Below are 24,865 nucleotides of genomic sequence, written 5' to 3'. Positions count from 1 at the left end.
GCGCCATCCAACACAGTAAAATACCTTGCCAATTATTATCAATTTTTTATGTTGTAGAATGGCTAGAAGGAGCCAATTAGAGACATTTATAACCTTAGTTACATGTTAGGCTTACCCTACATCAGTTTAGGCATTAATGCGTGCAAAAAATAATAACAAATAGGGGAGCTTATGCATATTACGGCTAATTTTAATGCTCTAAAGTAGTGCCGGTACTTTGGTACCAAAAGCAAAATTAGAGTGTAAATAAGGCCTAGAAATGATGAAAGTATTAACAGGAGAGCTAATAGCATTTCTATTATATCCCCACTGCCATATGGCTCTCCTTGAGCCACAGAAAATGACCAATACAAAGTTGAACGAAATACTAATCCAATAAAAGTAATTGCTATTGGTAATGTAACGACAGTTTTAAATAACATCTGTGCCTTTTGGTATGCCTAACACCCAAATAAGGGGCTCAAACATGACGGTTATAATCGGAGCGAAGCGACATAACCGCCATGTTTGTGTCCCAGCGAGCCCGCGAGCGACTTTATTTGTTTGTTATAAGCCGGTGTAACCTTTCATTTGTAACTGCAAAGATGAGAAGTGATCTGAAATTAATTTTGCAGCTTTGTATGAAGGATCTTGCTCATCAATAAATATGAAAAACCTTCTAAGAAAATCGATGCAACCGTCCGCTGAAAGATAATTTAGATCTTTAGCATAGTTACCTAGTTGAGTACTTTGGTTGTGAATCCACCTTCTTCTAACTTTATTCAAATCATTTAGCTGACTGTAAAGTTCAGTTTCTTGAACATTTTTAATGCCCCAAAACTCTTGTGCAAGAGAAATGAATTGTTTTACCGGGCTTTGTTTTGACCAATCCTCGGCCTTAGATTTAGACTTTTTTCCATGATAGTAATCAAAGTAAAAAGCTTCTATTATCATTGCCGTAAAAACTTGTGAAACAATTGCTTGATTCTTCGCAGTCAAATTCTCCTGAACTAAGCACTCATCCTCAGGTATCTGCCCGTATTTTTCGCACACTTGGCTCACAGTGTTACAGTGGAAAATGAATTGTTCAGTCACTACTGCAAGTAGATCACCTATTCCACTAGCACGAACTTGAGTGAGTTTTCCTTCTAGTTCTTCAATCATATCTTTGAGGCTTATAACATTTTAGTATTTATGCGACACGCAGTTTGTGTTGTAGTGTCGCTTGTTGGACTGAGTCGCTACCTGCTCGGTGTGTCAGAGTTGGTGTTGTTTATGCTATGGGGATTTGCTTTTTATGACCTAAGCTTTAGTAAGCCAATTTTATTGGCATATCTGGCCTTATTTAAGCTTTCCCTGCACTGCTCAGCGTTTATTATGTTTCCATTACACCTAAGTTTGGCTAGATAAGCAACTATCTTTTTACACGCACACTCGTTTCCAGCCTGAGCAACTAAGCAGGTTAACTCTTTGATTTTATGCAGCAAGCAAGGCTGCTAACTCGTTCGCACTATTTCATTTACCGACACATCTGAATTCATCACACCCATAAATCGTAAAAAAAGAAAGCAAAATTAAGATGGGTACCTAGTTTATTTCTCTCAAACCTTTTCCTATTGCTCGGTTAAAAAAAAAGCACTCGCCAAAGCGCAGCAGCAACTAGAGCAACAGCGTGCCCACTGCCAAGTTAGCAGCCCTGAACACGAGCAAACGTTTACATTAACCAAAACACTATAAATAAGTTAATTAGTAAAAACGGTGAGCGGATATTTTTACTCCCCCCGAGTGACATTAAATTTATTAAATCGGAGCAAGGTAATAGTTTGGCGTGGAATGGCGACACATTTCATCATTTAAGCGATACGCTCAACCAACTTGAGCATGCCTTAGTAGCAAAAAACTTTGTACGAATTCATCGAAGTTATTTGGTTAACGTTGATCACATTAAAGAAATACAACGTTGGTTTAACGGTAAGCTAATGCTGATTGTAAATGATGATATTAAATCTGAGCTAAGCACAAGCAGAGCCGGTGCCGATAAACTAAAGCAATTACTACACATTTAACGTATCTAAAAATGCGTTACTAATCATTGCTCGAATACACACTTAAAATAGGAAATTTATGCTCAGCAAACGATACCGTTACCGACTGTGTTTGGTTGCCATTAAAGCCTAACTTAAATTCATTGGGTGTTAGCCTGCTGCCATCTGCAAACAGCGCTAATAAATGATCCTGATTAAGTTCACGCTTGCCAGAGGCTAAATTAGTAAGGGTAATAACCGCCCAGCGTTCGCCTATTTCGTTGCTCATAAGTACATAGTTTACAATTGAAAAGTCAGACTTTTTGGGCGTTATATTGTTATCGTTTGGAAACGACAACTGCATACTATTTGGTATGGCTCGGTCTACGTTTAGTACATTATTTTGCGCTGCAAACACATTGGCGCAAAGTATTAATAAAAATAAAAAGCTAAAGACAATTTTTGTCACAATTAAACGTCCTTTTCAATTTAGATGCTTGATTAAAATTTATACTCGCAGTTTTTACCTATTATGTAAACACTCTATTAAAAGCTCAGTAAATTAACTAAGCGCCCATTCAGTGACACCCCATTACTATTAATACTTTGCGGCACGTTAATAAACACACGGTTATTAAACAGGAGTAAATTACATGGCAACCACACCTAAAAATTCACATGAGGTTAGTAATGCGCGATCGGCTTTATTAAACCCAGAGCACAGTATTCAAGTACGAGGCGCGCGTGTTCATAACTTAAAAGATGTGGATGTAAACTTGCCCCGTAATTCACTTGTTGTTTTTACCGGTATATCAGGCTCGGGTAAATCATCGCTCGCTTTTGGAACATTGTTTGCCGAATCGCAGCATCGCTATCTTGATTCGGTATCCCCTTATGCACGCCGATTAATAGACCAAGTAGACGAGCCAGATGTAGATTCGATTGAAGGACTGCCACCCGCGGTAGCCCTGCAGCAACAGCGTGGTGCACCCTCGGTACGCTCATCGGTGGGTAGTGTAACCACTATTTCTAACGCGCTGCGAATGCTTTACTCACGCGCAGGCGAATACCCCAAAGGGCAAGGCATACTGTACGCCGATGCGTTTTCGCCTAATACGCCACAAGGCGCCTGCCCAGAATGCCACGGTATTGGCCGTGTATTTAACGTAACCGAAGAGCTGTTAGTGCCCGACCCGACTAAATCAATTAAAGAGCGCGCTATAGCCGCATGGCCGCCAGCTTGGCAAGGTAAAAACCTAAGCCGTATTCTCACCTCGTTAGGCTACGATATTAATAAACCGTGGAATACCCTGCCTAAAAAAGCCCGTGATTGGATTTTGTTTACCGACGACACACCCACAGTACCCGTGTTTCCTGACTACACGCTTGAACAAACCCAAGCGGCGATTAAAAATGAAGAAAGCCCTAGCTACATGGGTACCTTTATAAGTGCTAAACGCTTTGTTTTACAATCGATTGCGAGCACTCAAAGCCCACGCACTAAAAAGCGCGTATCGCAATATATGCAATTATCACAATGCCCGCAGTGCGAAGGCAAAAAACTTAAAAAAGAGTCGTTATCGGTTAAAGTAGCGGGGGTTGATATAGGTGAGATTTCGCAATTAACACTCAATGAGCTGGCAGATAAATTAAGATTTGCCGTTAGTAACCCCCCTAAAAGTAACGCTACAAATCCCGAAAAAGCCATAGTTGCAAAACGTATAGCAGGCGACATTCTTAAACGCGTTGAAGCACTCACCAAACTTGGTTTGGGGTATTTATCGCTTGAGCGCACCACTCCATCGTTATCGCCGGGTGAGTTACAACGCTTAAGGCTTGCAACGCAAATTCGCTCAAAATTATTTGGCGTTGTGTATGTGTTAGATGAACCTTCGGCAGGTTTACACCCTGCCGATACACAAGCTTTATTAGCCGCATTAGATGAACTAATAGCCGCTGGTAACTCAGTGTTTGTGGTTGAGCACAACGTAAGTGTTATTCGCCATGCCGATTGGGTGGTTGATGTAGGGCCAAATGCGGGCTCCCGTGGCGGTAATATTGTTTATAGCGGCCCTGTTGAGGGCTTAAAGCAAATTAGCAGCTCACACACGAGCCAATACTTATTTAAAAATAACGAATCTCAGCAAGCTCAATTACAAGGTAAACAACGCCCAGCAAAAGCATGGCTTACGCTTAAAAATGTTGAGCGTAATAACTTACAAAAGCTTAATGTAGAATTTCCGCTTGGGGTTATTACAAGTGTTACAGGAGTCTCTGGCTCAGGTAAATCAAGCTTAGTAAGCCAAGCGCTTGTTGAGCTGGTTTACGATGCACTAGGGCAAAAATTGCAGCCACAAATACCTACCGATGAAGCCGAGCTGCTCGAGCAAGAACTCGATATAACAACCGGCGGGCAAATAACAGGGGGCATTGAGCACATAAAGCGACTAATAACGGTTGATCAAAAAGCCATTGGCCGCACACCTCGCTCAAACCTTGCAACTTATACGGGTTTGTTCGATCACGTACGTAAACTGTTTGCCAATACCAAAGAGGCAAAAGCACGTAAGTACGACGCGGGCCGTTTTTCGTTTAATGTTAAAAAAGGACGCTGCGAAAATTGCGAAGGCGTAGGCTTTGTAAGCGTAGAGCTGTTATTTTTACCTAGCGTGTATTCGCCTTGCCCTGTGTGTAACGCCAAGCGCTACAACCAAAAAACACTCGAGATTACCTATAAAGATAAAACCATTGCCGATGTACTTAATTTAACCGTTGAGTCTGCGCATACCTTTTTTGCCGATGAACCCGCTATTTTACGTGCGCTCAATGCGCTTTTACAAGTGGGCCTTGGCTATTTACGTTTAGGCCAACCTGCTACTGAGCTTTCGGGCGGCGAGGCCCAGCGCATCAAACTTGCCACAGAGTTGCAACGCACACAGCACGGCGATACGCTTTATATTTTAGATGAACCAACCACAGGCCTACACCCAAAAGATGTAGCTATGCTAATGACGCAGCTAAATGGCTTAGTTGATGCGGGCAACACCGTCATTATGGTTGAGCACGATATGCAAGTAGCCAGTAACAGCGATTGGGTTATTGATATAGGCCCAGGTGCGGGCGACGAAGGCGGAGTAATAGTTGCACAAGGTAAACCTGAAAGCGTCGCTAAATCCCCAAAAAGTAAAACGGCACCATTTTTAAAAACGCAGTTAAATGACGCACGCGCTAATTAAAATGTTAAAAGCAATATGCATAATATAAAAAGAGCCTGGGGCTCTTTTTATTAGTCTAAGGCTAACCAAACGCCTACAAGCATCATTAAACTGCCTGCTATACGGTTCATCCATTTAATATTATCGCCTCGGGCTAAAAACAGACGCAGGCTTTTACCACCCGTTGCGTAAGCTAACATACTTACAAATTCGGTTACCATAATTACGCTAAGTAAAATCACTAACTGTGGCGCAACGGCCTGATCAACATTAATAAACGGTGGGAGTAGTGAAATCATAAACGCCCACCCTTTAGGGTTAGCAACAGCGGTAATAAACCCTTGCGTAAAAAGCGACTGCCTACTTACATCATCAGGTTTTTGTGTATCAATCGACATTTTACCTTTAGCGCGCCACATATTTACGCCAATGTAAATTAAGTACGCACCGCCTACCCACTTTAGAATAGCAAACGCATCAGGGTAATTTAGCATTACACTTGCTACACCGAGTACCGCAGCAACGGCAACGGTTGCTACGCCTAATAGCTCACCTATCATCATCCATAAGGTTCGGCGCACACCTATGCTCATGCCGAGTGTCATGGCAAGGGTCATACACATACCTGGAGTAATAGACACAAAAAAGAAGGTAGGAATAAAAACCGCAAGTGCTGCTATATCAATCATTAAATTACCTTGTATTAAAAACAAAAAACGCGGCTATAAGTAGCCGCGTTGCTGCTTACTTATGTGATTACTCTTGCCCAGTACTTGCCACTGGTTCAGTAATTACTTCTACTGGCTCTGCTGTATCATTTAACAAATACTTATCTAGCCACTGCTCTTGTTCCCACAGTACATGTAATAAACTTTTACGTGCGCGGTAGCCGTGGGCTTCGTAAGGAAGCATTACTAAACGAGCGTCTTTACCTAGGCCTTTAAGCGCAGCGTACATACGCTCACTTTGCATTGGGAAGGTGCCCGAATTCGGATCTTCTTGACCATGAATCATCAGCATTGGCTCGTTAATTTTTTCAGCGTGAAAAAACGGTGACATATTAGCGTATACACTTTGAGCTTGCCAAAAATCACGTTCTTCACCCTGAAAACCAAACGGCGTTAACGTACGGTTGTACGCGCCACTACGGGCAATACCGGTTTTAAATAAATCGCTATGTGCTAATAGGTTTGCCACCATAAATGCACCGTACGAATGCCCTGCTATAGCTATTTTGTTTTTATCAGCAATGCCTTTTTTAACCAATACATCAACCGCTGCTTGTGCACTTGAAACTAACTGCTTTCTAAAGTTATCGTTAGGCTCACTGCCATCAATGCCTACAATCGGCATTTTAGGGTCGTCAAATACGGCAATACCTTTTGCAAGGTAAGGCATCGGGCCCCAATAACCAATGTAGGTAAATTCATATGGCGACTCACGCACTTGTGACGCTACGGCTTTATCTTTGTATTCAAGTGGGTACGCCCACATAAGTACGGGTAACGGGCCTTGGGTTACATCGTAACCTGGCGGTAAATAAAGCGTGCCAGAAAGCTCAACCCCGTCATCACGTTTGTAACGTAGCTGCTCTTTTGTTACGCCTTTAAATGCAGGGTACGGATGAGCAAAGTTAGTTAATTGGGTAAGTGTATCGTTATCTAAATCACGAATAAAAAAGTTAGGTTGCTCGGTTTTAGACTCTCGCACAGTTATAAAGCGCTCGCCTTCGTCGTCAAGTAATGCACGAACGCGCTCGTAGTATGGCGCTTGTGACTGCCATAAACGCTTACTGCTATTTGTTTTTACATCGTACCTGTCTAAAAACGGAATATTACCTTGCTCTGATGCGCCATTGCCGCGCAGGTACATATAGCGCCCGCCAACAATTTTGATCACGTTGGCGCCTAAATCGTTGCGCTCGTATATAAAGCTACCTGGGTTTTTATACGCATCGTTATAGCTTCGCTCAGAAAAAAGCACACGGTTTTTATCTGCATTGCGTGGTTGAATAACATAGGTACGCACTTGGCGATCGCTAAAGCGCCAGTCGCTAAGCATGGCAATATTTTGATTGCCCCAAACTATACCAGCATAGCGGCGCTCTACTTTAGCAAACAGCTTAGGCTCGCGTTTAAACGGCGCACGTAGGCTGTAAATATAATCATGGTGCTTAACATCGGTTTTCATGTCGCCGCCATCTTGCGCCTCGGCCCAAATAACTTCTGCGCCTTGATCCGCGCGCCATTCAAAGTCGCGTCGGCCAGTGCGAACACTATCGTAGCCTTGCGGAATGTTATCGGCAAGTGGCTGTTTTACAAGTTCGGCTAATGCATAACCGCGCATGCCCCATATTTGCCACGTACTCGCAAACCGGCTGTACGGTACTTGGTACGAAAACGGCTCGTTTATCGCAGCCACTAATATATTGGTTGAATCGGGCGATACCGAAAATGACTTAAATAATGCAGGGCTGCCAATGGCTTGTGTATTGCCATCAAGCGTTACGTAAGCTAATTGCCCTTGGCCGTAAAATTTAAACTGCGCTTCGTCAAAAGGGCTGGTTAATAAGTTTTGATAGGTACGCGCAGGGGCTTTTTCGCCTGTGCTTTGCTGTATAACAGGCACACCATTTTGACTACTGTTTTTAAGCGCGGGCTTACCTATATTAACCGCTAAATTTGCAACCAGTGCGCTGCTATCGGGCAGCCATTGGTAGGGCGTAGCGGTAATAACCGAGTTAAGCGCTGCGTTTGAGAGCATTTTTGCTTGCTTTGTCTCTACACTGTAAAGCCATAAATTTGCTTGGTTTTGTTGCTCTACAACAAACGCTAAATACTTACTGTTTGATGACCATTTAGGTGAGCGAATAATACCACTTGGTAAGTTATTAATATTAATAACCGTGCCGCTTTGCACGTGCTTCAGCTCAACTGCGCTGTATTTTGCGCTAACACGTGAACGCGAAAAGTTAGCAGGGTTAAGTTTAATACCCGCAAGTTTGAGCTCATCTTTGGCAAGCTCATCGAGTGTTACTACGCGCTTTCGCTCAAATAAAGCAAGCCACTGGCCATCGCTCGATAAAAAACTAGTCGGTGCTAATTTGGCATCTACCACAGCAGCAAGCTCTGGCGAAGGTGTTTGATAGCCTTGCTCAGCATAACTGTTTGGCATTATTACAACACAACAAATAAAGGCAACTAACAGCCTCAATGCGTTCATGTTTTTATCCTTTTGTTATTTTTAAGATTTCAAAAGGTATATAAACATGTTTTGACCTGTTCATAAAGTATTAAGCTTTAAATTGCAGCGCTAAAAGATGACTTAATTGCATTATATACGCTACACTACGCAGCTATTTATTCATTACTGCGCGCTTAAATACCATGCCTAACAAAGCTAAATCTGTCACTATTTTTGATGTTGCCCACCGTGCAGGGGTGTCTAAATCCACCGTATCGCTGGTACTAACGCAAAGTAATAAGGTAGCCGATAAAAGCAAACAAAAAGTGTTACAAGCTATAGACGAGCTAGGTTATGTGTATAATCGTGATGCAGCAGCTATGCGCTCTGGGCGCTCTAACTTAATTGTTGTAGTGATTGACGATTTAACAAATCCACTAATGGCACAGCTTGCTAAAAATACAGAGCAAGCACTAAACGACGCCTCTTTTCAGGCTATTATTATCAGCAGCAACAACAGCCTAGAATGCCAAACACAGCTTATAAATAACCTAAAAGAATATAAGGTAGCGGCGTTTATAATTTGCCCTGTAGCTAATACCTGTGCAAAGTGGCTCGACAACCTTGCTGCCAATTACCCTGTTATTAGTTTAATGCACGAGGTGCCTTATAGTTCAGCCCCGTGTGTTTTACCCGACTACAACAAAGCAAGCCATGTAGTAACACTACAGCTAATAAATGAATCAACTAAAAACATACTCTTTATAGGTGACGAGAGCTTATCGTCACTTGCTTTAACGAGTGGTTTTAATAGCGCATGCAAAAAACACAACATCACTCCCGAGCCAGTAATTACTTTGCCGCAAAGCAGCTTATTAAGTGCTCAACAAGTAGTGACTAACACGTTACTTAACAACCCTAATGTTAACGCCGTTGTATGCGCCAACAGCATAATTGCGCACGGGGTGTTAGCCGCCGCACCGCACTTAAAAAATAATATAGTAAGCTGCTTGCATATTCCTGAGATTACCCAAATGCAACCGGCCTTTACTGGCGCCACTATAAACACCCAAGAGCTTGCTCAGCGCAGTATTTTAATACTGCAAGAACAACTACAAACACACACTGCGCCAGTAAAAACACTGGTAAATGTAAACCTACAAATTAGAGAAACACCGTAATGAAAAAAGTGCTGGTAATTGGTTACGTATGGCCAGAGCCAAATTCGTCTGCTGCGGGTACGCATATGATGTCGTTATTAAATGCGTTTAAAGCGCAAAATTGGCAAGTAGAATTTGCTACCCCGGCACAGCGCACCGAGCACATGGTAAATTTAAATGAGTACGGTATAAGCAGCCAAAGCATTGCCCTTAACTGTGAAAGTTTTGATGAGTACGTTAAAGCCTACAACCCAGATATAGTGATGTTTGACCGCTTTATGATGGAAGAGCAATTTGGCTGGCGTGTAGACAAACATTGCCCTAATGCTATTAAAATACTCGATACCGAAGATTTACAATGCCTACGAAATGCGCGCCACGAAGCGCATAAAGGCGAGCGCGAGTTTACCACCAGCGATTTACATTCCGACATAGCAAAACGCGAAATAGCGGCTATTTTGCGCTGCGACCTCAGCTTAATTATTTCAAGCTACGAAATGGAATTACTTAATAGTGTATTTAAGGTCGAACCAAGCTTATTACACCATTTACCGTTTATGGTCGATTTAAGTGCCTTACCTGCGCAAACTAAATCGTTTGATGAACGCGCACACTTTATGACCATAGGTAACTTTAGACATGCCCCCAACTGGGATGCGGTGCTGTATTTACAAAAAATATGGCCGCTTATTCGCAAGCAATTACCAAAAGCCGAGCTACACATTTATGGCTCTTATCCGCCCCCAAAAGCAACTGCACTTAATAACCCTAAAACAGGGTTTTTAATAAAAGGCTGGGCCGACGATGCCTATGAGGTAATGCAAAGCGCCCGCGTGTGTTTAGCACCGCTTCGTTTTGGCGCAGGTATAAAAGGTAAGCTGCTAGAAGCGATGATAATGCAAACGCCCAGCGTTACCACTAATATTGGTGCAGAGGGAATGCACAACGATTTACCATGGCCTGGTAAAGTGGCTAATAATACCGACGATTTTGCAAATGCAGCCGTTGAGCTTTACACCAATCAAGCCGATTTTGAACACGCACAACAAGCTGGCAAAACACTACTTAATACCTTGTACAATAAAGTAAAATTAAGCACGGGGTTAATTAATAAAATTGACTCAATAAGCAAGGATTTAAAAGCGCACAGGGAAAAAAACTTCACAGGACAAATGTTAAAACACCATACTATGCGCAGTACGCAATATATGGCGCAATGGATTGCTGAAAAAAATAAAAAATTAGATTAAAAATGACTAGACTCCTACAAATTTGTGTTTAAAATCGCGCCCATTACAAATGGGCGTTTTAGCCTATACTTTTAGCTAATTTATTTACTCACTGGTCCATACAAGATTTGAAAACTGCAACCTTTACTGAAAAGCGCAAATTTATCGTTAAATTAGGTAAAATGCTACACAAGTACGGCACCCCTGCGTACCGCTTAGAAGCACACTTAATGGAAGTGGCCACCTACTTAGGGCTTAAATCGTCTTTTGTTATGTCGCCAACTTCAGTAACGTTTGTAATTTGGACTGATGGCCACGAAGACGAATACACCCATGTAGCGCGTGTAGACCCGGGCGATCACGACTTAGGCTCACTAGCCGATACCGACGATTTGGTAAATCAAATGCTCGACGATAAGCTCACTTTACAAGAAGTTGATGCGCAGCTTGATGCCATTTACGAGATGCCAAACCCGTACAATAAACTTGTAACCGGTATCGCTTTTGCTACATCGGGTGGGGCTTTTGCCATGCTAATGGGCACCAGTTGGACAGACGTTATTTGGTCTGCATTACTTACTTTAGTGGTGTATATGTTTGTGCTGTGGTCAAACCGCTCGAAGCGAGTTGCTCACATGCTAGAGCCATTAGTTGCTATAGTATCGGCAGTGCTAGCATGCGCAGTAAGCGTGTATATTTCGCCCGATATAAATATACGTTTAGTGGTACTGTCGGCCATTATTGTGTTTATACCCGGTTTGGCGTTGGCACTTGGTTTAGCAGAGCTTGCCGCTAGGCATTTGGTGTCGGGTACAGCACGAGTTATGGACTCGTTTATGCTGTTATTTAAATTGTACTTTGGCGCATTTATAGGCATAGGCATTGGTTTTGCTCTGTTTGGTCAAACCGACTTTGTACAGCCCGAGCCACTACCGCGTTGGACTGCGTGGCTAGCTATATTTTTACTTTGTAGCAGCTTAATAGTGATATTTAGAACTAAGCTTAAACATGCGGGATGGTCAATCGCATCTGGTTTTATAGCCTATGGCACGAGTATTGGTTCGGCAATGTACCTTGACTACACATTAGGTACATTTGTTGGGGCGCTCTCGGTTGGTGTATTTAGTAACTTATTTAACCGTGTAGTAAATGCCCCTGCCTCTATTGTTGCCATGCAAGGCTTAATAGTATTAGTACCCGGTAGTAAAACTTATATTGGCTTAAACTCACTTATTGAAGGCCAAGACTTTGTTTATGCCGAGCATATAGGCCAGCAAACGTTTTTAATATTTATGTCGCTTGTAGCGGGGCTCATATTTGCAAACGTGGCTTTACCGCCTAAAAAAAGCTTATAAACTCGTTACAACTAATAAGCCCGTTAAATTTGTAACGGGCTGTGTTGTTTAACCTGCTATTCGCTATGGGGGATGGTTAGTACAATTTTTCCTACGTGTTGTTTTTGTGCAAACACCTTTTGCGCCGTAACTATTTCGCTCAATGGAAATGTTTGCGCCACAATAGGCTTAATTTTTTCTTGTTCAATAAAGTTAACTAAGCTTTTAAATACCTCAGGCTCTATAACTGTACAGCCAAAAAAAGTTAAATCTTTTAAGTACAAAGTACGTACATCTAGCTCAACTAACGCCCCGCCTATAGCGCCCGACACCGCATAACGCCCTTTTGGCTTTAATACTTCCAAAAGCGTCGGCCATTGCTCGCCAGCTACCAGGTCAATAACAACATCAACACTGTTTTTACCTAAGGCTTGAATTAAATCATCTTCGCGTAGTAGCACTTTATCGGCGCCTAAAGCTTTTAACTGCTGCGCCTTACTTTTGCTCGTAATGGCAATAACACTTGCACCACGCGCTTTGGCTAATTGCACAGCCGCAGAGCCAACCCCGCCCGAGGCCCCCGTAATTAAAACAGTTTCCCCTGGCTGTGGGTTTGAGCGGTACAACATGTTTTCGGCTGTAGAATATGAGCACGGAAAAGACGCCAGCTCAACATCGCTATAATTACTGTTAATTGTATAAGCATGGATGGAATCAACTACAGTGTACTGTGCAAAACCACCATCGCACTCTGAGCCAAAATACCATGGCGATTTAAGTGTTTCGCCATTAGCTTTTACTAAACATGGCTCAACTAGAATACGCTCGCCAATACGGCTTTTATCAACGCTTTCACCTACGGCTACTATTACACCACATACATCTGCGCCTTGAATGCGCGGAAAAACAAACGCATCACCAGACCAACTTGCATCGTCCTTACTGCTTTGTTTTTTAGCGTACCACGCTGTGCGAGTATTAAGATCGGTGTTGTTAACCCCCGCTGCCATAACTTTTATTAGTACATCGGTTTGTGCAAGCGCTGGCAGCGGTAAGTTAGTTGCGTACTTTAATACATCAAAATCGCCATGCTCAGTAAGCTGTACGCCATGCATTGTAGAGGGTAGATTTGGCATTGTTTGCTCCATTATATTAATTTAAGAATACTGTTTTTTGCTGATGTTACCGCCTCATCTCCCATAACAGGCCACGCACTCGACACGCCTTCGTGTAACAAAAACAGCCTACTAGCCAATGATGAATTTAACCCTTGCTCACCAAGCAGTTTTTTTACGTCATTTTTATGAGTTTGCACCGCACTGCTAATGGCTTCATCCTCAGGAAACGCCGACAACGCATTGATAGATAAACACCCATTAGGCGCAAACTCCACCATCCACGCTTTGAGTTGGTCAAACATATGCAAAACTGCCTCAACTCCCGGGGCTGGCGCGTCTTTAAGTAAAAAATTGATATAGCGATTATGGCGATACTCAAGCGCAGCAATGATCATTGTCTGTTTTGATGGATAGTATTTATAAAGAGTGCGTAAGCTAACACCACTGAGTTTTTGCAGCTTTGCCACGCTCGGTTCAGCAAAGCCATGTTGACTAAAAGCCACCTCAAGCGCAGCAGCTATTTCTTGTTTTAACATAAATCCCAACCAAGTAGAGTGAACATTCTACCCATCATGGTAGAGCATTCATTCTACATGTCAACCAATACAGATTTAAGCACAATTAAATTTGTGAAAAGCTAGGGGTAGTTATTGATAATAACTAGAAAATACCCAGCCAGTAAAAATATGTAAGCTTATATAGCGTCAAAAGCAATCACCTTCCTGTAATCTGAAAAAATTGCAGCTTTTTATGTGTAAAAGTTACAAAGTAATTCCGTGAAAAGCATTCGAAACACATTTAACTAAATTATATCAACAACTTAAAGCTTGGCACTTAGCTTGCTTTATCATTTGTAAGCAATTAAAGAGCAAGTAAAGGATTAGTCATGAATATATTTGAAGCGCTACGTAACGATCACGACAAACAACGCGAGTTAGTAGATGCCCTTATTCAAACGCACGGCGATACAACTGAGCGCCATAAGCTAATGGACGAGCTAAAAACCCAATTAGAAGACCACGCTAAGTTTGAAGAGCGTTATTTTTACAATCCACTTATGTTTGACGATTTAACGCACGAAAAGGCACGTCACAGCGTTGCAGAACACCATGAAATAGACGAATTAATAGAGCAACTTGAAGATACCGAGATGAGCTCATCTGCATGGTTAGTTGCAGCTAAAAAGCTACATCATTTGGTGCATCACCATTTAAGTGAGGAAGAACACGAAGTTTTTCAATTAGCGGGTAAAGCGCTAACCGAAGGGCAAAAAGAAAACTTAGCTGAACAATACAACGATGCAATGCATTAATCACGATTAAATCCAACTTCCATACACTCCCTTGTGTACTTATTGGTTATAAGCCGCACGGCTTATAACCATTTTTTTTATTTGCTATTTAATAGTAAATTTAACATCTTGCTCGCGTAATAGGTAAAGCGCAAAACAGGCTGCCCACATAGGCCATGCAGTAAAAAATAGTAAATTATTAAAACCATCAATATACTGGTTGTAAGATGAAAGCGTTGATAGGCCGTGTATAACAAAAATTACGCCATAAGTAAGGCGCTTCTTAATACCTGCCACAAAAGCGAGCACTAGAATAAGCTGCAATGCCCCCAAAATATAGGCAACCACATCGGTAGATCCGCTGATCCCATAAAAATGCTCAAAAATACGTGCGCTATGCCCAGGATTAACAAATTTATCGAACGTCCACATAATCATTACAATAAATACGCCTAGACGTAATGAAAAAAGCGACCATTGCAGACGATTATAAAAATCAGTACTTGTTGTACCCGTCATAAAATTTCCTTAAAACTAAATAATTTAATGTGAAACCAGCTAGACCGCTTAATACATATTTTATTTCATCCGAGTCAATATTTTTTAATAGTGACAGTGCTCTACTTTACGATTGCTTGCGTATAAAACAGGAACTTATTATTCATACCTGTATCAACTGTGTAATTACACTAAACAAGCCACAAAGCGATGCTTAAAACAAAATGAAGCTGCCCAATACTATGCTAGACTTTTAACGTTTCATTCTAAAAAATAAAAAGAATTAATATTTACTGAAAGTTATTCACAAGGCCGCAGGTCTTTATTGCCACATTCACACTAACCAAAATGAGAACCCTTTTGAAACATTCATATTTGGCACTTTTTATAGCCGCTTCACTCACACCTAACTTTTATGCTCATGCGGCAGAACCTGTAAGCAATACCGATTCAATTGAACGTATTGAAGTGGCAGGCCAAACGATTAAATCTCAAGGGCTTTCTGTAAAAGATGCCACTATAAATGGTCCTTTTGGCGATAACCTAGCACTCCAAGATATAGCCCGCTCGGTCACGCCTATTTCAAGCGAGTTAATTGAGCAGCTAAACATTAATACATTACATGACGTACTCGCAGTAAGCCCAAATACGTACTCAGCAAGTGGCTTTGGTGCGCCAAGTTTGCCTACTATTCGTGGCCAATTAGGCGAGCTTTTTCAAGATGGCACACGTCGCCAAGCGGGTAATAATGGCTTTGGTGTGCCGTTATCGTTCAACTCTGTAGAACAAATAGATGTAGTAAAAGGTGCACCGCCAGTTTTATTCGGTTCAAGCCAACGTAACGGTGGTTTTGTAAACTTACATTCTAAAGCTGCCTCAACTGATGAAAGTAAAGGCAAGGTTAAGTTCTCTGCTGGGCGCTGGGATCAATACAGTGCCCAAGTAGATTACACAGCGCCGATTATAAAAGACAAAGTGGGCTTTAGAGTCAGTTACGAGCACCTTGATGAAGGTAGCTACTACGATTACTCTGGCACTAAAAGCGATAGCCTATTTGCAGCGCTTAGAATTTTACCAGACGACAAAAGCAGCTGGGATATTAACTTTGAGCTATACCAAGTTGAATTTACCGATAACGCCGGTATTAACCGTCCTACCCAAGCCTTAATTGATGATGGCCTTTATATTACCGGCCAAGGCGTGCAAGCCAATGGCAGCACAGTACCGGCAGCAGGTTCAATTGTATCGCCAACTGGGCAAGTAAAAATAGATCGTAGCACCGTACTTACCGACCCAGATAACCAAAACGAGGCAACCACTTATTTAATCCACAGCATTTATAAGCGCGAGCTAAGTGCTAATGCCTCGCTTAAAAATATTACCTATTTTCAGCATTTACAGCGTGAAGAAATAGCCCAAAACAGTTTTGTAGAAATTATTGACGGCGCCGATACCGCGCAAAACCGCACTGAGCTAACTTACCGCTGGAATAACGATCAGCAAACAATTTTTGCTTTTGACGTACGCTATAACAAAGTACTTGGCTACAGCCAATTTACTACTGAAGCCGACTTACCAATTGATTTAACAGGCCCGCTTTCAAACCGCCGCATCCCCCTAACCGATGCACAAAAAGCACGTTTAGTAGAGCTAAGGCCAGGCGTGTTTGTATCGCCTGGTGGTCAATACGATGTAGATAACGATGGCAGCGGCGATTTTAACTTATCAGACACCACCGACTCACGCTCATGGCAAACCGGGCTTGCTATTCAGCAAGACTCAGATTGGGGCGATAAACTTCATACTAGCGTGGGTTACCGCATTGACTTTTACGATGTAGAAGCAAACGACCCTATTGCACCACAAGGCCAAGTTGCCGCAAGCGATAGCATTAACGAAACCCTGCATTCTGGCCAAGTTAGCTTTAACTACAAAATAAATGCTGACTATACCACTTACGGTGCAGCAAGCTATAACGAAGCCACGTCAAACAGTATGGCTGGCGGTACAACGCTTGGCAGCGATAACACCATTAGCGCACAAAATTTTGCTACCGAAAACACCTTAGTAGAGTTTGGCTTAAAGTACGCTCCAACCGACAGCGATTGGTACGCTGATGGCGCGGTATTTAGTCAGCGCCGCAGTTTACGTAATCGCGACGGCAGCAATACAGGTATTCGTACCACAGGTTTTGAAAGCCAAGTATTTTACGATGCTTACCCTTATTGGCTAAGTGCAGGTTACAGCTACATAGATGCTCGTTACGATAATTCTGCAAGTAGCCAAGACTCAGCACAAGTAATTGATGCGTTCGATAATTCACGACCAGATATTATTGCAGGTACTGGCGTTGGCGCACCAAGTTTTACCGCATTTGCGCCTTCAAATCACCAAGTTCAGGGCATACCAGAGCAATCGTTAAGCCTAAACGGAAATTATTCAATTAATTCGAAATGGCAAATGGGTTTTTCAGGTCTATATACAAAGAGTTACCCATTAGACTTTTTGGCAACAGTTAAAATCCGTGATCAATACAAGCTAAACGTTAATACTAGCTTCGCTTTTACGCCTAGCACTAAGTTGCGCTTAGATGTAAATAACGTCACTAATCAAAAAAACTGGCGCCCAGTATTTGAAGGGGGTTATTTTGGTGCAACGTTGGCATTTCCTGAATTGCCAATAAACGCAAAATTAACTCTTACACATAATTTTTAAAAATGGTTGAGAGAACATGATAAAAAAACTATTTTTGGTATTGATTGCAGCAGCCGCTATAGGTGTGTTCTTTCACTTTAATTTACACCAGTTACTTACGCTGGAAGGCTTAAAAGGGTCTATGGACCAGTTTAGCCAATATAAAAAACAATCGCCATTGTTGGTATTTGGTGGTTTCTTTTTATTATACGTAGTAGTAACCGCCCTTTCTTTACCGGGTGCGGCCATATTGACACTGGCCGCGGGTGCGTTATTTGGCCTAGTTGAAGGCTTAATTGTTGCCTCTTTTGCCTCAACGGTTGGGGCTACACTTGCCTTTTTAGTATCGCGCTATTTACTGCGCGATACCATTAAGCAACGCTTTCCTGAACGTTTAGATGCTATCGATGCTGGTGTTGAAAAAGAGGGGGGCTTTTATTTATTTACTCTAAGACTAGTGCCCGTTTTTCCGTTTTTCTTGATTAATTTACTTATGGGTGTAACAGCCATTAAAGCGTGGACCTTTTATTGGGTAAGTCAAATTGGTATGTTGGCAGGCACATTTGTGTATGTGAACGCAGGTACACAGCTAGCACAAATTGAAAGTTTATCGGGCATATTATCACCAAGCTTACTTTTATCATTTGCTTTATTAGGTGTGTTCCCATTTATTGCTAAAGGCATTCTCAACGTGTTTAAAAAACGCCGTGTTTACAAAAACTACACTAAACCTAAAAAGTTTGACCGTAATATGATTGTTATTGGCGCAGGTGCTGGCGGCTTAGTTACAAGCTACATTGCAGCAGCAGTTAAAGCCAAAGTCACACTAATTGAAGCCGGCGAAATGGGCGGAGACTGTTTAAACTATGGCTGTGTGCCAAGTAAAGCAATTATTAAAAGCGCTAAAATTGCCGAACAAATTCGCCATGCTGAGCACTATGGACTTGATAACGCCACACCGCAGTTTTCGTTTAAAAAGGTAATGGCACGTGTACACCAAGTGATTGCCGATATCGCACCGCACGACAGCGTTGAGCGCTACACAAACCTAGGTGTAGATGTTGTAAAAGGCTACGGCAAATTAATCGACCCATGGACTGTAGAAATTAAACTCAACGATGGCGGCACACAAACCTTAACCGCTCGTACAATTGTTATTGCCACCGGCGCGCGCCCATTTGTACCGCCATTACCTGGTATTGAAGAAACCGGCTATGTAACAAGCGATACATTATGGACTAAATTTGCAGAACTTGAAGAAGCCCCTAAAAAGCTTGTTGTACTTGGCGGCGGCCCAATTGGTAGCGAACTTGCACAAAGTTTTGCACGCTTAGGCTCAAATGTTACGCAAATTGAAATGAGCGATCGTATTATGATCAAAGAAGACCTTGAGGTATCTAAATTTGCCCACGAAGCGCTTACTGAGAGCGGTGTTAACATTTTAACCTCGCATCAGGCACTTCGTTGTGAAGCGCGCGACGGTAAAAAATTCATTGTAGTAAAACATAACGACACCGAAATCGATATTGAATATGATGAGCTACTCTGTGCTGTGGGCCGAAGCGCTCGCCTTAAAGGTTACGGCCTTGAAGAGCTCGGCATAGAAACTGACCGTACGGTAGTTACTAACGAATACCTAGAAACGCTTTACCCTAACATTTTTGCCGCTGGCGATATTGTAGGCCCGTATCAGTTTACGCACGTAGCCGCTCATCAGGGCTGGTACGCAGCAGTAAATGGCTTATTTGGTAACCTTAAAAAGTTTAAAGTTGATTACCGTGTAATCCCGTGGACCACATTTATTGACCCTGAAGTAGCACGTGTGGGCTTAAACGAGCAAGACGCTATTGATAAAGGCATAGACTACGAAATCACTCGCTTTGAATTTGAAGAACTAGACCGCGCCATTACCGACAGCGCCACCAAAGGCTTTATTAAAGTCATTACACCAAAAGGCAAAGACAAAATACTCGGTGTTACTGTGGTATCTGAGCACGCTGGCGATTTAATAGCTGAATTTGTACTGGCAATGAAACACGGTTTAGGCCTTAACAAAATACTAGGCACAATTCATAGCTACCCTACGTGGGCTGAAGGTAACAAGTACGCAGCAGGCGAGTGGAGACGCGCTCACGCACCTGAAAAAGTACTTAACATGCTTGAAAAATACCACGCATGGCGCAGAGGCTAATATGTTTAAAACACCTTTAAAAGCGCTCTTGCTAGGGTCTGCTTTACTTGCAACATCGTTTGCAACGTCATTTTCGGCCCAAGCTCAAAATATGCACGAGGGCTGGAACGCATTATTAAACAATCATGTTGTAGCTATTAATCATGGCCACAGCACAGAGGTTGATTACGCAGCAATAAAAGCTAAGCACAGCGAGCTTAAAAGCTATTTAGATTCGTTATCGGCGGTTACGCAAAATGAGTTTGATACATGGGAAAAACCAAAGCAGCTGGCGTTTTTAATCAACGCGTATAACGCCTTTACTGTTAAGCTAATATTAACTAAGTACCCAAACCTTAAGTCAATTAAAGATTTAGGCAGTTTTTTTAGCTCACCGTGGAGCAAAGAGTTTGTGCCATTACTTGGTAAAACTCGCAGCCTAGATGATATAGAACATGGTTTAATACGTGGCAGTGGTAAATACAACGACCCACGTATTCACTTTGCTGTAAATTGCGCAAGTATTGGCTGCCCAGCACTACGTGAAGAGGCCTACACAGCCACTAATTTAGAGAGCCAATTGCAAGCGCAAACGGTGCGTTTTTTATCAGACATGACCCGTAATATAGCGCAAGATAACACGCTAAGTGTGTCTTCAATATTTAAGTGGTATGGTGATGATTTTGAACAAGGTTTTAGAGGTGCAAACACGTTACAGCAATTTTTTGCCCAATACCCCACGGCACTAAAGCTGATACCCGCTCAGCAAAAAGCACTTAAAAATGGCGACATGAAAATTAAATTTTTAGACTATGACTGGGATTTAAATGCTCGCCAATAAATGTTGGCAAACAGTATCGCGATACAGCCTATGCTGTGTCGCGTTTTGCATTTGCCTTGTTATCAGCTTTAAAAGCCTAGCAAGTACACAGTTACAAAGCCGTTGGCAGCAAATTGAAAGCTTAGGTAAAAACCAAAGCGTCTATTTTTATGCCTGGGGTGGTGATGCGCAAATAAATGCATATATTCAATGGGCTGCGCAGCAAGTAAAAACCAAATACAACATAAACTTAGTCCATGTAAAGCTAAGTGATACCAGCGAAGCTGTAAGCCGGGTACTTGCCGAAAAATCAGCAAACAATAATGACAAAGGCAGCGTAGATTTAATTTGGATAAACGGTGCTAACTTTGCCACTATGAGCGAGCACTCATTATTACTTAAACAATGGGCTAATAAGCTGCCCAGTTTTAGCTACACCGACCCTAGCAATAACCCCGCTGTTACTTTTGATTTTGGTATACCCACTAATGGAATGGAAGCACCTTGGGGCCAAGCATCGCTTACCTTTTACTATGACAGCTTAGCAATTGACGGCTCTGCAAATAACACATTACCAACAACCCTAACCCAGTTACTTAGCTGGAGCGCACAAAACCCTGGGCGTTTTAGTTACCCAAAACCACCTGACTTTTTAGGCATGAGCTTTTTAAAATACGCGCTTGTTATGCTACATCAACAAAGTGATGACACACTTAAAGCGCAGTTAAATCAGCCGGCTACTGCAAAAAACACAGCCCAAGTATTAAACCCATTATGGAGCTTTTTAAATAAACTGCATCCAACACTTTGGCGCGGTGGTAAACACTTTATGCAAAGTGGTGCACAAATGCGCCGCTTAGTAGGCGACACAGAGCTAAGCATCGCGTTTACGTTTTCAGCGCCCGAAGTACCCGCGGCTGTTAAACGTTATGATTTACCAAAAAGTATTCGCAGTTATGCAATGCAAGATGGCAGTTTAAGTAACACCCATTTTGTAGCCATACCCTATAATGCAAGCCACCAGCAAGGTGCGCAGTTAGTGGCTAATTTTTTATTAAGCCCAGAGGCGCAAGCTCAAAAACAAAAATCGCATATATGGGGCGATAAAACAGTACTTATTCAATCAACGCTAACACCACAGCAACAAGCCTTATTTAAAACAACGCAACCACACCCAAGCGCGCTGCCTTTAAATAGTATTAAACGCACGCTTAGCGAGCCACACCCAAGCTGGGTAAACGCGATTATGCAAGGTTGGCAAACTCGTTTTGGAGTAAGCCAATGAGTGTTGTTTCAAATAAATTAGCAGCAAGCCCAACGCTTAAACCACATAAAAGCGCTGATATGTTTAGTAAAATAGTTAAATTAAGCCCACGCTTTTTACTGGCATTGCTAATTTTACCGGTAATGGGCGGCCTGATTAGCGTGCTATTACCCGCTTTTGGTTATGCGCCGGTACTTGAACACACCACTGTTGGCCTACATGGCTTTGCTATGCTTATGCAAACACCCGGCCTAACACACATGGTTGGGCTAAGTATTGGCACCGGATTAATAAGCACCTTACTTGCTTTTATTATTACGTTAATGATTTTAGCGGCATTTTTTAATAGCTCGTGGCTTAACCGTATTCAACGTTTACTGAGCCCAATACTGGTAATCCCCCACGCAGCAGCGGCTATTGCGGTTGGTTTTTTAATTGCACCTTCGGGTATGATCTCGCGTTTAATATCGCCTTGGTTTAGTGGCTGGGAACTTGCGCCTAACGGCATGTTTCCGCATGACGCGTTTGGTATTAGTATAATTTTAGGCTTAACACTTAAAGAGCTGCCTTTTTTATTGTTAATGGCGCTGGGTGTACTTGCTCAACCTGAGCTTGGCAAAAAACTGCGCCAGCAACATAAAGTAGCGCTTAATTTAGGCTACTGCCCTATGACTGCATTTTTTAAAGTAATACTGCCAAGCCTTTATCCATTACTGCGTCTACCCATTTTAGCCGTATTGGCTTATGCCAGCGCAAGTGTAGAAATGCCCCTTATTTTAGGCCCCAATACCCCGCCAACGCTAGCAGTTGCGATTATGCACTGGTTTAACGATGTAGATTTAAACCTGCGTATTAAAGCGTCTGCTGGGGCGTTATTGCAGCTTGTGCTTACTGCTGGATTGTTAGCATTTTGGCTTGGCGGCGAAAAAACCATAAAGGCATTATTTAGTGATTTACTCACCAATGGCGAGCGAGAATACGGCGGCGTTTATTGGCAAAAAATAACAACCGTTTTAACTGTATTTGTAATCGGCTTTATATTGCTCTCATTAATTGGCTTAATTATGTGGTCGGTTGCCGGGTTTTGGCGTTTTCCAGCGGCCTTGCCTGAGCAGCTCACGCTACTTCACTTTAAAAGTGCGCTAATGCAAATGCAAAACCCGCTTTTTAATACCCTTGCTATAGGCATAGTTACAACGTTATTTGCCATTATTATTACGCTTTTGTGCTTAGAGTCAGAGCAGATAAGTGCCAAACCCCTATCGCGCTTTACCAGCTTAATTATTTATTTACCGCTGCTTGTACCAAGTATTGCGTTTTTATTTGGCCTGGTGTGGCTGCAGCAACTAGTAAATAATCAAGCCGCGTTTTTTAATGTGGTATTTACCCATTTATTGTTTGTATTACCGTATGTGTTTTTATCGCTTGCGAGCAGTTATAGACGATTAGACCCTCGCTTTGCTCATGTAGCAGCAAGCCTTGGCGCAACGCCCTGCAAAGTGTTTTTACAGGTAAAACTACCCCTGTTGTTTGCCCCTATTTTAATTGCGGCGGCACTTGGGTTGGCCATTAGCTTTGGCCAATACTTACCTACACTTTTAGCCGGTGGCGGGCGCATAGCAACCATAACAACCGAAGCGGTTACCCTTGCTAATGGCGCAAGTAGGCGCACTAGTGCGGTGTATGCCATTATGCAAATGGCATTGCCACTAATAGGCTTTATACTGGCGTGGGTGTTACCTAAGTACTTTTTTAAAAGCGCACAACGCTAACCCATAAATTAAAAGGTTTTTAATGCAGTCATCTTTAGAGATTAAAAATTGTGAGCTTTATCGTCAAAACCAGCAATTACTGAGCTTAAACGAGCTGGTAAAAGGCGGCGAAATACTTACTATTATGGGGCCATCAGGCAGTGGTAAATCAAGTTTATTAAATTGGCTTACCGGCACATTACCCACTGGTTTTAGCGCAAATGGCGAAGTGTGGCTTAACGGTGAAAATATTAATAACTTGCCCGCACATTTACGCCACATAGGTGTGCTTTATCAAGATGCGTTATTATTTTCGCATTTATCGGTAAGTGGTAACATTGCCTTTGCTATGCCTAAAGGCAATAAAAAACAGCGCCTTGAAAAAATAGAGCACGCGCTTGAACAAGTGGGATTAAAAGGCATGGCTAATCGCCACCCCGACAACCTCTCTGGTGGGCAACAAGCCCGCGTTGCTTTACTGCGTATGCTATTAAGCGAGCCAAAAGCTATTTTGCTTGATGAGCCCTTTAGCAAGCTCGACACCCAATTAAGAGTAGATACCCGCGAGCTGGTATTTAGCCAAATACGTGAGCATAAATTGCCCGCTATTATGGTAACCCACGATCATAGCGATGCAGAGGCTGCAAACGGCAAACTGGTCACCTTACATTTAGCCAAATAAATACACACAAAAAGTACAAGGCACCAAGCATGTTAGACAAATACATCACACCGGTAATAAAGCCACTGTTAACCCCTGTTGTAGCATTAATGCACAAGCGCGGTATAACGCCCGATCAACTTACTGTGGCAGGCTTTTTAATAGGGCTATTAGCTGTGCCATTAATTGCGTTTGAAATGTGGTACGCAGCGTTGACGGCTATTGCTTTAAATCGTATTTTAGATGGGCTAGATGGCGCATTGGCACGCCATGCAAATTTAAGTTCAAGCGCTGGCGGTTTTTTAGATATTACCCTCGACTTTTTATTTTACGCGGCAATTCCGCTTGGCTTTATTTTGGCAAACCCAGAGCAAAACGCCATTGCAGGTAGCATATTACTGGCCACCTTTATAGGCACTGGCTCAAGCTTTTTAGCCTTTGCCATAGCCGCCGAAAAATTTAAGCTCGAAAAAC

Annotated in this window: 20 protein-coding genes; 13 read left to right on the top strand and 7 right to left on the bottom strand. The window is 42.4% G+C overall.

What is annotated here, in order from left to right; translation table 11 throughout:
* Positions 1-546: 546 nt before the first annotated feature.
* Positions 547-1,143, bottom strand: a complete 597-nt coding sequence (locus AABI99_RS12755; protein WP_338366282.1) for a hypothetical protein — start codon at positions 1,141-1,143, stop codon at positions 547-549.
* 659 nt (positions 1,144-1,802) lie between these two features.
* On the opposite strand from AABI99_RS12755, the gene AABI99_RS12750 reads away from it, so the two are divergent.
* The gene (locus AABI99_RS12750) at positions 1,803-2,045 is read left to right on the top strand and encodes a LytTR family DNA-binding domain-containing protein (protein ID WP_338366281.1); all 243 of its coding nucleotides are present in this window, start codon (positions 1,803-1,805) and stop codon (positions 2,043-2,045) included.
* A gap of 19 nt (positions 2,046-2,064) precedes the next feature.
* Here AABI99_RS12750 and AABI99_RS12745 read toward each other — a convergent pair whose 3' ends face one another.
* Complete coding sequence (locus tag AABI99_RS12745; protein WP_338366283.1) at positions 2,065-2,436, bottom strand: hypothetical protein; 372 nt, start codon at positions 2,434-2,436, stop codon at positions 2,065-2,067.
* Positions 2,437-2,656: 220 nt separating this feature from the next.
* On the opposite strand from AABI99_RS12745, the gene uvrA reads away from it, so the two are divergent.
* Positions 2,657-5,239, top strand: coding sequence for an excinuclease ABC subunit UvrA (gene uvrA / locus AABI99_RS12740; protein WP_338366280.1), 2,583 nt, complete (start codon positions 2,657-2,659; stop codon positions 5,237-5,239).
* A gap of 50 nt (positions 5,240-5,289) precedes the next feature.
* Here uvrA and AABI99_RS12735 read toward each other — a convergent pair whose 3' ends face one another.
* Both AABI99_RS12735 and AABI99_RS12730 read right to left on the bottom strand, forming a co-directional pair.
* On the bottom strand, positions 5,290-5,907 hold the full coding sequence (locus AABI99_RS12735) for a LysE family translocator (RefSeq protein ID WP_338366279.1): 618 nt from the start codon (positions 5,905-5,907) through the stop codon (positions 5,290-5,292).
* Between the two features lie 67 nt (positions 5,908-5,974).
* A complete protein-coding gene (locus AABI99_RS12730) occupies positions 5,975-8,440 on the bottom strand; it encodes a prolyl oligopeptidase family serine peptidase (RefSeq protein WP_338366278.1) in 2,466 nt (821 codons plus the stop codon).
* A 164-nt stretch (positions 8,441-8,604) separates the two neighbouring features.
* On the opposite strand from AABI99_RS12730, the gene AABI99_RS12725 reads away from it, so the two are divergent.
* From AABI99_RS12725 to AABI99_RS12715, 3 genes are all read left to right on the top strand, one after another.
* Complete coding sequence (locus AABI99_RS12725) at positions 8,605-9,582, top strand: LacI family DNA-binding transcriptional regulator (protein WP_338366277.1); 978 nt, start codon at positions 8,605-8,607, stop codon at positions 9,580-9,582.
* Positions 9,582-10,811 carry a glycosyltransferase gene (locus AABI99_RS12720; protein ID WP_338366276.1) on the top strand — a complete coding sequence of 410 codons (1,230 nt, stop codon included), beginning with the start codon at positions 9,582-9,584 and terminating at the stop codon, positions 10,809-10,811. The genes AABI99_RS12725 and AABI99_RS12720 overlap by 1 nt, the downstream gene beginning before the upstream one ends.
* Before the next feature lie 107 nt (positions 10,812-10,918).
* On the top strand, positions 10,919-12,145 hold the full coding sequence (locus tag AABI99_RS12715; RefSeq protein ID WP_338366275.1) for a threonine/serine exporter family protein: 1,227 nt from the start codon (positions 10,919-10,921) through the stop codon (positions 12,143-12,145).
* Between the two features lie 56 nt (positions 12,146-12,201).
* Here the strand turns inward: AABI99_RS12715 and AABI99_RS12710 are convergent, their stop codons facing one another.
* Both AABI99_RS12710 and AABI99_RS12705 read right to left on the bottom strand, forming a co-directional pair.
* Positions 12,202-13,260 carry an alcohol dehydrogenase family protein gene (locus AABI99_RS12710; RefSeq protein ID WP_338366274.1) on the bottom strand — a complete coding sequence of 353 codons (1,059 nt, stop codon included), beginning with the start codon at positions 13,258-13,260 and terminating at the stop codon, positions 12,202-12,204.
* Positions 13,261-13,271: 11 nt separating this feature from the next.
* A complete protein-coding gene (locus AABI99_RS12705; protein ID WP_338366273.1) occupies positions 13,272-13,778 on the bottom strand; it encodes a TetR/AcrR family transcriptional regulator in 507 nt (168 codons plus the stop codon).
* A gap of 350 nt (positions 13,779-14,128) precedes the next feature.
* Between AABI99_RS12705 and AABI99_RS12700 the strand changes: the two genes are divergently transcribed.
* Positions 14,129-14,554, top strand: a complete 426-nt coding sequence (locus AABI99_RS12700; RefSeq protein ID WP_338366272.1) for a hemerythrin domain-containing protein — start codon at positions 14,129-14,131, stop codon at positions 14,552-14,554.
* Between the two features lie 84 nt (positions 14,555-14,638).
* Here the strand turns inward: AABI99_RS12700 and AABI99_RS12695 are convergent, their stop codons facing one another.
* Positions 14,639-15,052 carry a hypothetical protein gene (locus AABI99_RS12695; RefSeq protein WP_338366271.1) on the bottom strand — a complete coding sequence of 138 codons (414 nt, stop codon included), beginning with the start codon at positions 15,050-15,052 and terminating at the stop codon, positions 14,639-14,641.
* A gap of 339 nt (positions 15,053-15,391) precedes the next feature.
* Here AABI99_RS12695 and AABI99_RS12690 point away from each other — a divergent pair, with 339 nt between their 5' ends.
* The 7 genes from AABI99_RS12690 to AABI99_RS12660 form a co-directional block, all read left to right on the top strand.
* Positions 15,392-17,746 carry a TonB-dependent receptor plug domain-containing protein gene (locus AABI99_RS12690; protein ID WP_338366269.1) on the top strand — a complete coding sequence of 785 codons (2,355 nt, stop codon included), beginning with the start codon at positions 15,392-15,394 and terminating at the stop codon, positions 17,744-17,746.
* 16 nt (positions 17,747-17,762) lie between these two features.
* Entirely contained in the window at positions 17,763-19,916 is a 2,154-nt protein-coding gene (locus AABI99_RS12685; RefSeq protein WP_338366267.1) for an FAD-dependent oxidoreductase, read from the top strand.
* 1 nt (position 19,917) lies between these two features.
* On the top strand, positions 19,918-20,736 hold the full coding sequence (locus AABI99_RS12680; RefSeq protein WP_338366265.1) for a DUF547 domain-containing protein: 819 nt from the start codon (positions 19,918-19,920) through the stop codon (positions 20,734-20,736).
* Positions 20,723-22,000 (top strand): ABC transporter substrate-binding protein, encoded by a 1,278-nt coding sequence (locus AABI99_RS12675; protein WP_338366263.1) that lies wholly within the window; start codon positions 20,723-20,725, stop codon positions 21,998-22,000. Before AABI99_RS12680 ends, AABI99_RS12675 begins: the two co-directional genes overlap by 14 nt.
* Positions 21,997-23,751: an ABC transporter permease subunit gene (locus tag AABI99_RS12670; protein WP_338366261.1), complete on the top strand. Its 1,755-nt coding sequence runs from the start codon at positions 21,997-21,999 to the stop codon at positions 23,749-23,751. Before AABI99_RS12675 ends, AABI99_RS12670 begins: the two co-directional genes overlap by 4 nt.
* Before the next feature lie 22 nt (positions 23,752-23,773).
* Positions 23,774-24,412: an ATP-binding cassette domain-containing protein gene (locus AABI99_RS12665; RefSeq protein ID WP_338366259.1), complete on the top strand. Its 639-nt coding sequence runs from the start codon at positions 23,774-23,776 to the stop codon at positions 24,410-24,412.
* A 29-nt stretch (positions 24,413-24,441) separates the two neighbouring features.
* A partial coding sequence (locus tag AABI99_RS12660) for a CDP-alcohol phosphatidyltransferase family protein (RefSeq protein WP_338366257.1) occupies positions 24,442-24,865 on the top strand: 424 nt, incomplete at its 3' end.

It is taken from the genome of uncultured Pseudoalteromonas sp. (genome assembly GCF_963922945.1).
Classification (GTDB): domain Bacteria; phylum Pseudomonadota; class Gammaproteobacteria; order Enterobacterales; family Alteromonadaceae; genus Pseudoalteromonas.
The sequence above is the reverse complement of the archived record's forward strand: the minus strand, read 5'-3'. Positions and strand labels throughout refer to the sequence as shown.